Source organism: Modicisalibacter tunisiensis (genome assembly GCF_020148005.1).
In the GTDB taxonomy this organism is placed as follows: Bacteria; Pseudomonadota; Gammaproteobacteria; order Pseudomonadales; family Halomonadaceae; genus Modicisalibacter; species Modicisalibacter tunisiensis.
Map to the genome: position 1 here is coordinate 2,252,320 of NZ_JAGXFD010000001.1, position 13,660 is coordinate 2,265,979.

General features: G+C 69.2%; 11 protein-coding genes. 6 read left to right on the forward strand and 5 right to left on the reverse strand.

What is annotated here, in order from left to right:
• The first annotated feature begins 22 nt into the window (after positions 1-22).
• The 3 genes from KGQ91_RS10480 (at position 23) to KGQ91_RS10490 (ending at position 3,215) form a co-directional block, all read left to right on the forward strand.
• Positions 23-1,096, forward strand: coding sequence for a polyamine ABC transporter substrate-binding protein (locus KGQ91_RS10480; RefSeq protein WP_224420960.1), 1,074 nt, complete (start codon positions 23-25; stop codon positions 1,094-1,096).
• Positions 1,097-1,155: 59 nt separating this feature from the next.
• Positions 1,156-2,448: an NAD(P)/FAD-dependent oxidoreductase gene (locus KGQ91_RS10485; RefSeq protein WP_224420961.1), complete on the forward strand. Its 1,293-nt coding sequence runs from the start codon at positions 1,156-1,158 to the stop codon at positions 2,446-2,448.
• A 209-nt stretch (positions 2,449-2,657) separates the two neighbouring features.
• On the forward strand, positions 2,658-3,215 hold the full coding sequence (locus KGQ91_RS10490) for a glycine zipper 2TM domain-containing protein (RefSeq protein ID WP_163649907.1): 558 nt from the start codon (positions 2,658-2,660) through the stop codon (positions 3,213-3,215).
• Between the two features lie 64 nt (positions 3,216-3,279).
• Here the strand turns inward: KGQ91_RS10490 and KGQ91_RS10495 are convergent, their stop codons facing one another.
• On the reverse strand, positions 3,280-4,659 hold the full coding sequence (locus KGQ91_RS10495) for a glutamine synthetase family protein (protein ID WP_224420962.1): 1,380 nt from the start codon (positions 4,657-4,659) through the stop codon (positions 3,280-3,282).
• Between the two features lie 253 nt (positions 4,660-4,912).
• Here KGQ91_RS10495 and KGQ91_RS10500 point away from each other — a divergent pair, with 253 nt between their 5' ends.
• The 3 genes from KGQ91_RS10500 (at position 4,913) to KGQ91_RS10510 (ending at position 9,612) form a co-directional block, all read left to right on the forward strand.
• A complete protein-coding gene (locus tag KGQ91_RS10500; protein WP_263478952.1) occupies positions 4,913-6,307 on the forward strand; it encodes an aspartate aminotransferase family protein in 1,395 nt (464 codons plus the stop codon).
• Positions 6,304-7,797, forward strand: coding sequence for an aldehyde dehydrogenase (locus KGQ91_RS10505; protein ID WP_224420963.1), 1,494 nt, complete (start codon positions 6,304-6,306; stop codon positions 7,795-7,797). The genes KGQ91_RS10500 and KGQ91_RS10505 overlap by 4 nt, the downstream gene beginning before the upstream one ends.
• 120 nt (positions 7,798-7,917) lie before the next feature.
• Positions 7,918-9,612: an endo-1,4-beta-xylanase gene (locus tag KGQ91_RS10510; RefSeq protein WP_224415183.1), complete on the forward strand. Its 1,695-nt coding sequence runs from the start codon at positions 7,918-7,920 to the stop codon at positions 9,610-9,612.
• Between the two features lie 26 nt (positions 9,613-9,638).
• Here KGQ91_RS10510 and KGQ91_RS10515 read toward each other — a convergent pair whose 3' ends face one another.
• From KGQ91_RS10515 to gatC, 4 genes are read right to left on the reverse strand one after another with little or no spacing between them, the layout of a single operon-like run.
• Complete coding sequence (locus tag KGQ91_RS10515; protein ID WP_163649902.1) at positions 9,639-10,190, reverse strand: cupin domain-containing protein; 552 nt, start codon at positions 10,188-10,190, stop codon at positions 9,639-9,641.
• A gap of 53 nt (positions 10,191-10,243) precedes the next feature.
• Positions 10,244-11,695: an Asp-tRNA(Asn)/Glu-tRNA(Gln) amidotransferase subunit GatB gene (gatB, locus tag KGQ91_RS10520; RefSeq protein WP_224420964.1), complete on the reverse strand. Its 1,452-nt coding sequence runs from the start codon at positions 11,693-11,695 to the stop codon at positions 10,244-10,246.
• A complete protein-coding gene (gatA, locus tag KGQ91_RS10525) occupies positions 11,695-13,155 on the reverse strand; it encodes an Asp-tRNA(Asn)/Glu-tRNA(Gln) amidotransferase subunit GatA (protein WP_163649900.1) in 1,461 nt (486 codons plus the stop codon). Before gatA ends, gatB begins: the two co-directional genes overlap by 1 nt.
• Before the next feature lie 48 nt (positions 13,156-13,203).
• A complete protein-coding gene (gene gatC, locus KGQ91_RS10530) occupies positions 13,204-13,491 on the reverse strand; it encodes an Asp-tRNA(Asn)/Glu-tRNA(Gln) amidotransferase subunit GatC (RefSeq protein WP_163649899.1) in 288 nt (95 codons plus the stop codon).
• Positions 13,492-13,660 lie beyond the last annotated feature (169 nt).

A 13,660-nucleotide genomic window follows, 5' to 3' on the forward strand; every position in this document is an offset into this window, starting at 1 on the left:
ATAACAACACAAGGAGACAGGCATGCAAGGTTACGGCTGGAAGGGATTGCTGGGGATGGGGCTGCTGGGCGTGGCGCTGCCGGCGATGGCGGCCGGGCAGCAGCTCAACCTGTTCAACTGGTCGGACTACATGGACCCTGCGATCATCGCCGACTTCGAGCAGGAAACCGGCATCGATGTGGTGCAGAACTACTACAATTCCAACGCGGAGCTGTTCGCCAAGCTCAACGCCGGCGGCGATTCGCAGTATGACGTGATCGTGCCCTCCGGCTACTTCATGCCGCGGCTGATCCAGGCCGGGCTGGTACAGCCGCTGGCCCCGGAAGGGCAGAGTCTGGCCGGCCGCGAGGCGATCCTCGAGGAGTTCCGCAAGCCGGCCTATGATCCCGAGGGGCGCTATACCGTGCCCTACCTGTGGGGCACCACCGGCATCGTCTACAACACCGAGATCTGGCCGGACCCCGAGCCGAGCTGGTCGCTGCTCTACGATCCCGAGGTCAACCCCGACCAGCCGTTCGCGCTGCTCAAGGGCGATGCCCAGTTCACCTTCGGCACGGCCTGCGCCTACCTCGGCGAGGGCTTCGACTGTGTCGGCCAGGACCCCTGGAAGAAGGCCGCCAGGCAGGTGATCGAGACCCGCCATCGCGACAACTTCGTGGGCTTCGTCGATGCCACGGCGACCATCGAGCAACTCGCGCGCGGCGTGATCCAGGCGGGGATCGCCTACAATGGCGACCTGGCCTCGAAGCAGGCGGAAAACCCCGACGTCTATGGCAAGATCGGCTTCTTCATCCCCCGCGAGGGCTCGCAGAGCTGGGTCGACGTCATGGCGATCCCTGCCCGGGCGCCGCACCCCGAGGCCGCGCGGGCCTTCGTGCGTTACATGCTGAAGCCGGCGGTGGCCGCCCGGCTGGCCAATTACAACTACTACACCACGCCCAATGCGGCGGCGCTCGAGCAGGTCGACGACGTGCTGCGCCGGCCGCCGGTGATGCCCGATGCCGAGGCGCGGCAGGCCCTGCACTTCGCCCCGTCGGTCCAGGGCAAGCAGCTGCAGTGGCTTCAGCAGCTCTGGTCCGAGGCGTTGAGTCGCTGAAGGCGTCACGCCCGTTCGCGTTTCGCCATCACTCATCCTGTGCTTTCTGGAGACTTGCCATGCCGGCATCCGCCGCTACCGACCACGTCGCTTCCTACTACGCCGCGTCCGCCAATCCGGCTCCCGAGCGCCCGGCGCTGGCGGGCGAGACCTGCTGCGATGTCTGCGTGGTGGGGGCCGGCTTCACCGGGATCTCCGCCGCCCTGCACCTGGCCGAGCAGGGGCGGCGCGTGGTGGTGCTCGAGGCGACCCGGGTCGGCTTCGGCGCCTCGGGGCGCAACGGCGGGCAGATCGTCAACAGCTACAGTCGCGACATGGATGTCATCGAGTCGCGCTACGGCGCCGACACGGCCCGCGCGCTGGGCGACATGGCCTTCGAGGGCAACCGCATCATCCGCGAGCGCGTCGCGCACTACGGCATCGCCTGCGATCTCAAGGAGGGCAACCTGTTCGCGGCCTGCAACGCCCGGCAGTTCCAGGCGCTGGTCGAGCACCAGGCGCTCTGGGAACGCTACGGCAACGATCGGCTCGAGCTGCTCGAGGGCAGGGCCTACCGGCGCGAGATCGGCAGTGAGCGCTACGTGGGCGCGCTGCTGGACCATTCCGGCGGCCACCTGCATCCGCTCAACCTGGTGCTCGGCGAGGCGGCGGCGCTGGAGTCGCTGGGCGGGGTGATCCACGAGCACACGCCGGTGACGCGCATCGAGCACGGCGAGCCGGTGCGTCTGCACACACCGCAGGGCAGGGTCGTCGCCGATCGGGTGGTGCTGGCCGGCAACGCCTACATGACGGGGCTGCTGCCGCCGCTGGAGGGCAGGTCGATGCCCGCCAGTACCCAGGTGGTCGCCACCGCGCCGCTCGACGAGGCTAGTGCCCGCGAGATCCTGCCCACCGACCGGGCCGTCGAGGATGGCAACTACCTGCTCGACTACTATCGGCTGTCGGCCGACCGGCGGCTGATCTACGGCGGCGGCGTGAACTACGGTGGCCAGGACCCGGCCAGCATCGAGGGCGCGATCCGGCCCAAGCTGGAGACGACCTTCCCGCAGCTCCGGGGCGTGGCGATCGACTACGCCTGGGGCGGGACCTTCCTGCTGACCATGAATCGCCTGCCCCAGTTCGGACGTCTCAACGCCAACGTCTACTACGCCCAGGGCTACTCCGGGCATGGCGTGACCTGCTCCCATCTGGCCGGGCGCCTGATCGCCGAGGTCATGGCCGGGCACGGCGAGCGCTTCGACGCCTTCGCCGGGATTCCGCACCTGCCGTTCCCCGGCGGGCGCCTGCTGCGGGTCCCGCTCACCCGCCTGGGCGCCTGGTACTACCGGCTGCGCGATGCGCTGGGCCGCTGACGGCCCGGCCGGCCAGTAATCAAACGTTGTTCGATAACTTGTTCTGGGGTATCCTTCCACTGTCTTATCGCGGCGGCGCCGACGAGCCCGGCGCCGTGCGCACATCGCCTTGCCGCAGACGCCGGATCGGTGGTCGTGTGTGTTGTCTGTTCGAAGACGGCGCGCCACGGCCATGACAATGACGTCAGTCCTGACGGAAAGGAGGCGACATGAACAAGTCCATCATCATCGGCACCACACTGTCGGTACTCGGCCTGGGTGGCCTGGCCTTCGGTGCCTATCAGATACGCGAGGCCGATCAGGGGCCGAAGTTCGCTCAGGTGACCCAGGTCGACAAGGTGACCCAGAGCGTCGCGTCGCCGCGCCAGGTCTGCAAGGACGTGGCGGTGACGCACAGCCGTCCGGCCAAGGACCCCAACCGGGTCGCCGGCACGGCCGTGGGCGCCATCGTTGGCGGTGTCGTGGGCAATCAGTTCGGCGGCGGTACCGGCAAGAAGCTGATGACCGCCGCCGGGGCCGTGGCGGGCGGCTTTGCCGGTCGCGAGGTGCAGGGGCGCATGCAGCAGGGCGATACCTACACCACGACCGAACGGCGTTGTCACGAGGTCAACGATACCCGGGAAAAGGTGGTCGGCTATGACGTCGAGTACCGCGTCGATGGCCAGTCCTATCGCACACGCCTGGACGAGGCCCCCGCGCGCCAGCAGGTCCCGCTGATCGACGGCCAGCCCCAATGGAAGGCCGAGGTGGTCGATACCCGCGGCTGAGGCCGCCCCCCCTCCGGCACCAATCATCGACGCCCGCCATGCCGGCGGGCGTCGCCTGCCGTCGTCAGACGTTTCTCAGATACCACTCGTATTCCAGCGGACTGACCGTGCGCATGGCCGCATCGCGCTCGGCCTGCCGATTGGCCAGGTAGACGTGGACGAACGCCTGGCCCAGCCGCTCGTTCAGCGGCGCACAGGCCGCCAGCAGGTCGAGGGCCTTCTGCCAGCTGTTGGTGAGGCTCGCCGGGAGCTGCTCGTAGGCATTGCCCTCGATGGGCGCGTCCGGCCCGCAGCGATGCGTCAGGCCATGCTGGATCGAGGCGAGCAGGGTCGCCACCAGCAGGTAGGGGTTGACATCGGCCCCGGCGACCCGGTGTTCCAGGCGTCGCGCGACATTGGGGCCGGAGGGGATGCGCACCGCCACCGAGCGGTTGTCGTAGCCCCAGGCGGGCGCCATGGGCACGTAGAGGCCGGGCTGGAAGCGTCGGAAGGCGTTGAGGTTGGGGGCGAACAGCGCCATCGAGGCCGGCATCAATTCCAGCAGGCCGCCCACGGCATGGCGCAGCAGCGCCGTGCCCAGCGGGTGCTCGTCGTCGCTGGCGAACACGTTGCGTCCGGTGTCATCGACCAGGCTGATGTGCACGTGGGCGCCGCTGCCGGCCTCGTCGCCATAGGGCTTGGCCATGAAGGTGGCCTCGAAGCCGTGGTTGAGCGCCACGCCCCGGATCAGGCGCTTGAGCAGCACGGCGCTGTCGGCGGCGAACAGGGCGTCGTCGCTGTGCAGCAGATTGATCTCGAACTGCCCGGGGGCACACTCCTTCAGGGCGGTGTCCAGCGGCAGCCCTTGGGCCCGGGCGGCCTGCTGGATCTCGTCGAGGAAGTCGGCGTAGTCGTCCAGCTCGTTGATCGAGTAGAGCTGGCTCTGGGTGGCGCGCTCGCCGGTACCGGGCGACAGCGGCGGCCGGGCCAGTCCGCTGTCGTCGCGTCGCCGGTCGACCAGGTAGAACTCCAGCTCCAGGGCGACCACCGGCGTCAGCCCCTGGTCGCGCAGCTGTGTCAGCTGTCGGCGAAGCAGCTGGCGCGGGTCGGCGAAGAAGGGCGAGCCGTCGCGCTCTTCCATGGTCATCAGCAGCTGGGCCTGGCGGCCGTCGCGTAGCCAGGGCGTGGTCATCAGCGTGCCGGGAATCGGCCGGCAGACCCGGTCGCTGTCGCCCGAGGCCAGCCCCAGGCCGGTTTCCTCGATGGTATTGCCGTTGATGTCGAGGGCGAAGATCGACGCCGGCAGGTTGATGCCGTGGCGATAGGCCTTGCGCAGATTGTCCCGCGGGATGCGCTTGCCACGCAGCACGCCGTTCATGTCACTGATCAGCAGATCCACCGTCTCGATGTCCGGGTGCTGTTCAAGGAAGGCGCGCGCCTCGGCCGGGTCGGTGGCGGACGACATGATCGATTTCCTCTGCTGGCGGCGAGTGGCTCGTGCTTCATCTTTTCGTTGCCGGAAAGTGTTGTCAAATCCTTTACGGTTGCAGGGGCGCGACTGGCAGGTGGAATGACAAGCGTCAGTGGCTGTCGGAAGTGGCATTCCCGGTCCATGGTCGTTATGTTGAAAATATGGCAACACGGTTCTGGAAAGGAGCGGACCATGATCGAACGTTTCCGTGTCGGCATCACCGCGTGTCACCGTGAGCGCGCGTGACATGAGCTCGACGACTCGCGAATGGCAGGCCCTCGATCGGGCGCACTACCTGCACCCCTTCACCGACCACCAGGCGCTCGGCGAGGAGGGCAGTCGCGTCATCACCCGGGCCGAGGGCGTGTACATCCACGACAGCGAGGGGCGGCGCCTGCTCGACGGCATGGCCGGCCTGTGGTGCGTCAACCTGGGTTACGGCCGCCGGGAGCTGGCCGAGGTCGCCGCCGAACAGCTGCGCGAGCTGCCCTACTACAACAGCTTCTTCAAGACCACCCACCCACCGGCGGTGCGGCTGGCCGAGAAGCTCTGCGCGCTGGCGCCGGACCACGTCAACCGGGTGTTCTTCACCGGCTCGGGCTCCGAGGCCAACGATACCGCGCTGCGCATGGTGCGCCACTACTGGGCGCTGAAGGGAAAGCCGCGCAAGCAGGTCGTGATCGCCCGCGACAATGCCTACCACGGCTCCACCGTGGCGGGCATGAGCCTGGGCGGCATGGCGCCGATGCAGGGGCAGGGCGGGCCCGGCGTGCCGGGCATCGTGCATGTGCCCCAGCCCTACTGGTTCGGCGAGGGGCGCGAGCGCACGCCGGCGGCCTTCGGGCGTGAATGCGCCGCGGCGCTGGAGGCCAAGATCCTCGAGCTCGGCGAGGAGAACGTCGCCGCCTTCATCGCCGAGCCGGTCCAGGGCGCCGGCGGGGCGATCATTCCCCCCGACAGCTACTGGCCGGAGGTCAGGGCCGTGCTGGCCCGGTACGATATCCTGCTGGTGGTGGACGAGGTGATCTGCGGCTTCGGCCGGCTGGGCGAATGGTTCGGCAGCCAGCACTACGGTCTGCAACCCGACCTGATGCCGATCGCCAAGGGGCTGTCCTCGGGCTACCTGCCGATCGGCGGCGTGCTGGTGAGCGACCGGGTGGCCGAGACGCTGATCGAGGCCGGCGGCGAGTTCTTCCACGGCTTCACCTACTCGGGGCATCCGGTCTGCGCGGCGGTAGCGCTCAAGAATCTCGAGCTGCTCGAGGCCGAGGGGGTGGTCGAACGCGTGCGCGACGACCTCGGCCCCTACCTGGCCGAGCGCTGGACGCGTCTCGCCACGCATCCGCTGGTCGGCGAGGCGCGCAGCCTGGGGCTGATCGGCGCGCTGGAACTGGTCGCCGACAAGGCGAGTGGCCGGCGCTTCGACAAGGCGCTGGCCGTGGGCAACCTGTGCCGCGACCTGAGCCTCGAGGCGGGGCTGGTGATGCGCTCGGTGGGTGACACCCTGATCATCTCGCCGCCGCTGGTCATCACCCGCGATCAGATCGATGAACTGGTGACGCGGGCCCGCCGCGCGCTGGACGAAGCGGCGCGACGGCTGACTGCCGTCGATCACGGACCTTCTGTCGGGAGAGTGTCATGAGTCATCCGTTTACCCATGCCGACTGGCAACGCCTGGCCGGCGAGTTGACCTTCGAGACCCGCGCCTGGCTCGGGGAAGCCTTCGTCGAGGCGGCCGGCGGCGAGCGCTTCGCCACCGTCAATCCCGCCACCGGCGAGATGCTCGCCGAAGTGGCCGCCTGCGATGCCCCGGAGGCCGAGGCCGCGGTGCGCCATGCCCGGGCCGCCGTGGAACGCGGAGACTGGGCCCGGGCGGCACCGGCCGAACGCAAGCGCATTCTGCTGCGCCTGGCCGAACTGATGGAGGCCCACAAGAACGAGCTGGCGCTAATCGATACCCTGGACATGGGCAAGCCGATCACCAGCTCGCTGGGCGACCTGAGCGGGGCGATCAACTGCATTCGCTACAATGCCGAGTCGATCGACAAGGTCTACGGCGAGGTTGCGCCCACCGGCGAGGAGAGCCTGGGTCTGGTGCTGCGCGAGCCGCTCGGCGTGGTGGTGGCCATCGTGCCGTGGAACTTCCCGCTGATGATGACCGCCTGGAAGATCGGCCCGGCGCTGGCCGCCGGCAACAGCGTGATCCTCAAGCCTTCCGAGAAGTCGCCGCTGTCCGCGCTGCGTCTCGCCCGGCTGGCGAAGGAAGCCGGCCTGCCCGATGGCGTGTTCCAGGTGCTGCCCGGCTTCGGCCATACCGTGGGCAAGGCGCTGGCGCTGTCCATGGGCGTCGACTGCCTGGCCTTCACCGGCTCTACCGCGGTGGGCAAGCAGCTGATGCAGTATGCCGGCCAGTCCAACCTGAAGCGGGTGTATCTCGAGTGCGGCGGCAAGAGTCCCAACCTGGTGTTCGCCGACTGCCGGGATCTCGACGCCGTGGCCCGCCACGCCGCCGAGGCGATCTTCCACAACCAGGGCGAGGTGTGCATCGCCGGATCCAGGCTGCTGGTCGACAATGCGATCCGCGAGGCGTTCGTCGACAAGCTGCTGGCGGCGGCCGAGACCATGCAGCCCGGCGACCCGCTCGATCCGGCCAGCTTCATGGGCGCGATCGTCGATCGTACCCAGTACGAGCGAGTGCTCGACTACATCCGCCGCGGCGTGGCGGAGGGCGCGGTACTGCGCCGCGGCGGCGAGCCGCTGGAGGGGGCCGGGCTGTTCATTCCGCCGACGGTGTTCGATGGCGTGACCCCGGCGATGGCGATCGGCCGCGAGGAGGTGTTCGGCCCGGTGCTGGCGGTGTTCGGCTTCGACAGCGAGGACCAGGCCGTGCACCTGGCCAACGACAGCGAGTACGGGCTGGCCGCCGGGCTCTGGAGTCAGGATATCGACCGCATCATGCGTGTCGCCCGGCGGCTGCAGTCGGGCCAGGTGTTCGTCAACAACTGGGCCGGGGGCGACATGACGGTGCCCTTCGGCGGCGTCAAGCAGTCGGGCAACGGCCGCGACAAGTCGCACCACTCGCTGGCGGAGTATTCCGAGCTGAAGACGGTATGGATGACGCTCGCGCCCTGAGGCGCCCTCGGCCTGGAGAGGACTGCGGCCTTTGGTCGAGGGTGTTTCAGACGCCGCCCGATGAGCGATCCGCTACCCTGAAAGCCAGCGTCGGGGCAGCGTTGAGGGAGAGGCGAGCGCATGCGCAATGGCATCGGGGTGACGGTCGTTCTGGGGGTGATGGCCGTGCTGGGGATTGCGGGGCGTGCCGGCGCGGCCGATGACGCTGCCGCCGTCGACCTGCTGGCGTATGACTGGTCGCACCTCGACGGCGCCGTGGTTGCCGCCGACGGCGTGCGGGTCAGCGGGCTGGGGCGGGCCATCGTGCCGCCGGCGGACATGGCCGATACGCCGCCGACCGCCAACCCGCCGATCAACCTGCGCGGGCCGGTGCTGACCCTGGCGGGGGATTTCGCGCTGACGGCTCGCCTGCGCCTGGGCACGGACGGCCCGCCGCAGGCACGGCTGACGCTCTACGGGGCGTTGCCGGTGATCCAGGACGAGTGGCGCCAGCCCGGCGAGGCGATGACTCTGGCGGTGGAGGGCGACACGCTGCGTCTGGTCGTGCAGCATGTCTCGGGCGAGCGCGAGACGTACACCCGCGCCTGGCGTCCGGCGGATTCGGTCATCCTGGCCCTGGCGCGCCGGGGCGAGCGGCTGGCGCTGAATGTGAACGGTGCCCCCGCGGTCACGATGCCGGCGCCGGCGGTGCTGGCGCGCAAGCGGCTGTGGCTCGGGCTCGATACCGGCGTCGGCCATGCCTTCACGCTGGAGAATCTGCGCCTTCGCCCGCTCGGTGAGGCGTCACGGGTCGCGGTGGCGCCCGCCACCCTGGTGAGCACGCCGCCCGCGCCGGACGGATTGCGGGCACTGGCCGCGCGCAACGCGCCGCACCTGGCGATCGGCACGGCGGTAGCGACGAACCCGCTGCTCGGCGATCCCGGCTATGCGCGAGTGCTGGCCCGCGAGTTCAGCATGGTCACGCCCGAGAACGCCATGAAGTTCCAGTTCATCCACCCCCGGCCCGGGCGCTACGCCTTCGCCGAGGCCGATGCCATCGTCGACTTCGCCGAACACAATGGCATGGCGGTGCACGGCCACACCCTGGCCTGGGGCGAGGCGCTGCCGCGCTGGCTGAGCCGGGGTGACTACAGCGACGGTGAGCTGCGCGAGATTCTGGCCGACCACATCGCCACCGTGGTGGGGCGCTACAAGGGGCGCGTCGCCGGCTGGGACGTGGTCAACGAACCGCTCGAGCCGTTCGGCCCCGGGCTGCGCCGCGACTCGCCCTGGTATCGGGCGATGGGGGCCGACTACATCGCCTTCGCCCTGCGGGCGGCGCATCGTGCCGACCCCGACGCGGCGCTCTACATCAACGAATTCGCCTGCGAGGAACGCAACGCCAAGTCGGATGCGCTCTATCGGCTGGCCCGGGGCCTGCTGGCCGACGGCGTGCCGCTGGATGGCATCGGCTTCCAGCTCCACGAGGACCTGACCGACGACTATCGGCCGGTCACTGCCGCGGCCTTTCGCGACAACGTCCGGCGGTTCATCGACCTGGGGCTTGCGGTGCGCATCTCGGAGATGGACGTCAACCTGCACGACGACGCCTCGCCCGCGCGTCTGCAGCAACAGGCCGCGTATTACGCCTCGATGCTGGCGCTGGCCCGGGACATTCCGGCCTTCTCGGCGTTTTCCACCTGGGGCTTCACCGATCGCTACTCGTCGCTGCAGGACTGGTGGAATCCGGACGGGCTGGGCAATGGCCTGATCTTCGACCCGGCGCTGCGGCCCAAGCCGGCCTATGATGCGTTGCGCCGCGTGCTGGCACGCTGAGATTGCGGCGGGCTGGGGGCGGCTGCTCAGAAGGCCCGGGCGGGGGTAGCGCAGCTGACCAGCCGGCAGTCGCGGTCGCCGATATTGCGGAAGCGGTGGGGCAGGCCGGTGTTGAAGTAGTAGGCCTCGCCGGGGCCCAGCACGCGGGTGTCGAGGCCGATGGTGATCTCGATCTCGCCCTCGAGCACCACGCCGGCTTCCTCGCCGCGGTGAACGATCATCTCGCGACCGGTGTCGGCGCCGGGCGGGTAGGTCTCGATCATGAACGACAGCGCCCGGGACGGGCGGTTGGCGCCGATCAGCCGGTAGCAGACGTCGCCGCTGCCGATGTCGGGGAGGTCGTCGGGGGAGTAGAAGACCTGGTCGCGGTTTTCCAGGTCCAGCGTGAAGAAGTCGCCGACGCTGATGGGGATGGCGTCGAGGACCTTCTTCAACGAGCTGACCGAGGGGCTGACCTTGCCCTGCTCGATCAGCGACAGGCTGGAGTGGGTGACGCCGCAGCGCTTGGCCAGCTCCCGCTGGGAGATGCCGCGCAGGGTGCGCAGGGCACGCAGTCGCGCGCCGACGTCGTCTGCCATTCGGGAACTCCTTGCCAGGCCGGCCGGCGGGCGAGCCCGCCGGCCGGGCGTCGTCAGGCGTTGTCGAGCTTGTCCTTGAGCAGGGCGTTGACCTGCTGCGGGTTGGCGGTGCCTCGCGAGGCCTTCATGACCTGGCCGACGAAGTAGCCGATCATCTTGCCGCGCTTCTCGGGGGCGGCCTCGCGGTACTGGGCGACCTGCACCGGGCTGTCGGCGATGACCTGGTCGATCATTGCCTCGATGGCGCCGGTGTCGGTGACCTGCTTGAGACCGCGGGCCTCGATGATGGCGTCCGCGCTGTCGCCCTCGCCGTCCCACAGTGCGGCGAAGACCTGCTTGGCCGCCTTGCCGTTGATGGTCTCGTCCTTGACGCGGGCGACCAGGCCGCCGAGCTGTTCGGCCGTGACCGGGCTGTCGGCGATGTCCAGGCCTTCCTTGTTGAGGCGCCCGGCGAGCTCGACCTGGACCCAGTTGGCAGCCAGCTTGGCGTCGCCGCAGACGTCCCTGACCGTCTCGAAGTACTCGGCCATGGCACGGCTCGAGGCCAGCACGCTGGCATCGTAGGCCGACAGGCCCAGTTCGTCCTGAAAGCGCGCGCGCTTGTCGGCGGGCAGCTCCGGCAGCGTCTCGCGCAGGTGGTCGACGTAGGCCTGGTCGAGCACCACCGGCAGTAGGTCGGGGCAGGGGAAGTAACGGTAGTCGTTGGCCTCCTCCTTGGTACGCATGCTGCGCGTCTCGTCGGCCTCGGGGTCATAGAGACGGGTCTCCTGGACCACCGTGCCGCCGTCCTCGATCAGCTCGACCTGACGCTCGATCTCGAAGGCGATGGCCTTCTCGACGAAACGGAAGGAGTTGACGTTCTTGATCTCGGCGCGGGTGCCCAGCGTCTCCTGGCCCTTGGGGCGCACCGAGACGTTGACGTCACAGCGCATCGAGCCCTCGGCCATGTTGCCGTCCGAGATGCCCAGGTAGGTGACGATGGCGTGGATCGCCTTGAGGTAGGCGGCGGCCTCCCTGGCGGAGCGCAGATCCGGCTCGGAGACGATCTCCAGCAGCGGCGTGCCGGCGCGGTTGAGGTCGATGCCGGTCATGCCGTGGAAGTCCTCGTGCAGCGACTTGCCGGCGTCCTCCTCGAGGTGGGCGTGGTGCACGCGGATGCGCTTGGTGCTGCCATCGTCCAGGGTGATCTCGACCTCGCCGGGGCCGACGATCGGCTGGTACATCTGGCTGGTCTGGTAGCCCTTGGGCAGGTCGGGATAGAAGTAGTTCTTGCGATCGAACACCGAGGTCTCGGGAATCTCGGCGTTGATGCCCAGGCCGAACCTGACGGCCATCGCCACGGCGCCCTCGTTGAGCACCGGCAGCACGCCGGGCAGGCCCAGGTCGACGGCGCAGGCCTGGGTATTGGGCTCGGCGCCGAAGGCGGTCGAGGCCCCGGAGAAGATCTTCGACTGGGTGGCGAGCTGGACATGGACTTCCAGGCCGATCACGGCTTCCCATTGCATCAGGCGTTCTCCTTACCGAAGGCGGGCTGGCGGCGGTGCCAGTCGGTGGCTTGCTGGAAGCGGTGGGCGACGTTGAGCAACCGCGATTCGGCGAAGTGCGGGCCGAGGATCTGCAGGCCCACGGGGCGGCCGTCCACGAAGCCGGCGGGAACGCTGAGGCCCGGGATGCCGGCCAGGTTGATGGCGATGGTGTAGATGTCCTGCAGGTACATCGACACCGGATCCTTCTTGGCGCCGAGGTCGAAGGCGGGCGTGGGCGAGGCCGGGCCCATCAGCACGTCGACGTCCTCGAAGGCGTCGAGGAAGTCCTGACGGATCAGCCGGCGGACCTGCTGGGCCTTCTTGTAGTAGGCGTCGAAGAAGCCCTCGGAAAGGGTGTGGGTGCCGATCAGGATGCGCCGCTTGACCTCCTCGCCGAAGCCTTCCGCGCGGCTGCGCTTGTAGAGATCGACGAGATCGGTCGGGTTCTCGCAGCGGTGGCCGAAGCGCACGCCGTCGTAGCGCGACAGGTTCGAGGAGGCTTCCGCGGGGGCGATGACGTAGTAGGCCGGGATCGCCAGCTCGGTATGCGGCAGGCTGACCTCGCGCACGCTGGCGCCCAGCGATTCGTAGACGGCGATCGCCTCGCGCACCGCGGCCTCGACCTCGGGGGCGAGGCCGTCGCCGAAGTATTCCCGGGGCAGGCCGATCTTCAGCCCTGACAGCGAGGCCTCGAGCTCCTCGCGGTAGTCGGGGACGCCGCGGGCCACGCTGGTCGAGTCGCGCAGGTCGTGGCCGGCGATGGCGCCGAGCAGCAGCGCGCAGTCCTCGGCGGTGCGGGCCATGGGGCCCCCCTGGTCGAGGCTCGAGGCGTAGGCCACCATGCCGTAGCGCGAGACGCGGCCGTAGGTGGGCTTCAGGCCGGTGATGCCGCAGAAGGCGGCGGGCTGGCGGATCGAGCCGCCGGTGTCGGTGCCCAGCGCCGCCGGCACCAGGCCGGCGGCCACCGCCGCGGCGCTGCCGCCGGAGCTGCCGCCCGGCACCGCGGCGAGGTCCCAGGGATTCTTCACCGGGCCGTAGTGACTGTTCTCGTTGGACGAGCCCATGGCGAACTCGTCCATGTTGGTCTTGCCGAGGCTGACGGTGCCGGCGGCGGCGAGCTTCTCGACCACGGTGGCGTCATAGGGCGAGACGAAGTTGTCGAGCATCCTCGAGCCGCAGCTGGTGCGCACGCCCTGGGTACAGAAGATGTCCTTGAGTGCCAGCGGCAGGCCGGTCAGCGGCCCGGCCTTGCCGGCGGCGCGTGCCCGGTCGGCGCGGTCTGCAGCCTCGAGGGCGGCGTCTGCCGTTACGGTGATAAAGCTGTTGAGCTCGCCATCGAGGCGGTCGATGCGCGCGAGCAGCGACTCGGTCAGCTCGCGGCTGGAGAACTCGCCGGCGGCCAGGGCCGCGGCCAGCTCGGTCAGGGTCTTGTCATGCATGGGGCGTCGGGCTCCGTGGAAAGCATGTCCGGCGAACGGGGAGGGGCGTCACTCGACGACGCGGGGGACCAGGTAGAGGCCATTCTCGACGGCCGGCGCACAGCGCTGGAAGCGCTCGCGCTGGTCGGACTCGGTGACCTCGTCGGCACGCAGGCGCTGGGTGGCATCCAGCGGGTGGGCCAGCGGGGCCACGCCCTCGGTATCGACGGCCTGCAGGCGGTCGACCATCTCCAGAATGCGGCTCAGGTCATCCACGTAGCGCGCGGCTTCCCGGTCGTCCAGACCCAGGCGGGCGAGGTGGGCGGCTCGCCGTACATCTTCGGGTTCAAGCGCCATAACGTCGGCTTCCTTCAACTATGATGCGATGCCAATGCGGATCGATCGTCGCCAAGCCAGACGACGACCGATGATGCGATCCCGGATTCAGTCCGGTTCGGAAAATAGGCGAAACGGTACCACAACTCCGGGACCCGGGCATCTCGCTTGCCGCTCTGCCCCCGCGATG

What these genes read in the sequence shown, in the direction of transcription:
- gatA (WP_163649900.1), bottom strand. Translation starts at nt 13,155, where the DNA reads ATGCATGACAAGACCCTGACCGAGCTGGCCGCGGCCCTGGCCGCCGGC.
- gatB (WP_224420964.1), bottom strand. Translation starts at nt 11,695, where the DNA reads ATGCAATGGGAAGCCGTGATCGGCCTGGAAGTCCATGTCCAGCTCGCC.
- gatC (WP_163649899.1), bottom strand. Translation starts at nt 13,491, where the DNA reads ATGGCGCTTGAACCCGAAGATGTACGGCGAGCCGCCCACCTCGCCCGC.
- KGQ91_RS10485 (WP_224420961.1), top strand. Translation starts at nt 1,156, where the DNA reads ATGCCGGCATCCGCCGCTACCGACCACGTCGCTTCCTACTACGCCGCG.
- KGQ91_RS10500 (WP_263478952.1), top strand. Translation starts at nt 4,913, where the DNA reads ATGAGCTCGACGACTCGCGAATGGCAGGCCCTCGATCGGGCGCACTAC.
- KGQ91_RS10515 (WP_163649902.1), bottom strand. Translation starts at nt 10,190, where the DNA reads ATGGCAGACGACGTCGGCGCGCGACTGCGTGCCCTGCGCACCCTGCGC.
- KGQ91_RS10495 (WP_224420962.1), bottom strand. Translation starts at nt 4,659, where the DNA reads ATGTCGTCCGCCACCGACCCGGCCGAGGCGCGCGCCTTCCTTGAACAG.
- KGQ91_RS10510 (WP_224415183.1), top strand. Translation starts at nt 7,918, where the DNA reads ATGCGCAATGGCATCGGGGTGACGGTCGTTCTGGGGGTGATGGCCGTG.
- KGQ91_RS10480 (WP_224420960.1), top strand. Translation starts at nt 23, where the DNA reads ATGCAAGGTTACGGCTGGAAGGGATTGCTGGGGATGGGGCTGCTGGGC.
- KGQ91_RS10490 (WP_163649907.1), top strand. Translation starts at nt 2,658, where the DNA reads ATGAACAAGTCCATCATCATCGGCACCACACTGTCGGTACTCGGCCTG.
- KGQ91_RS10505 (WP_224420963.1), top strand. Translation starts at nt 6,304, where the DNA reads ATGAGTCATCCGTTTACCCATGCCGACTGGCAACGCCTGGCCGGCGAG.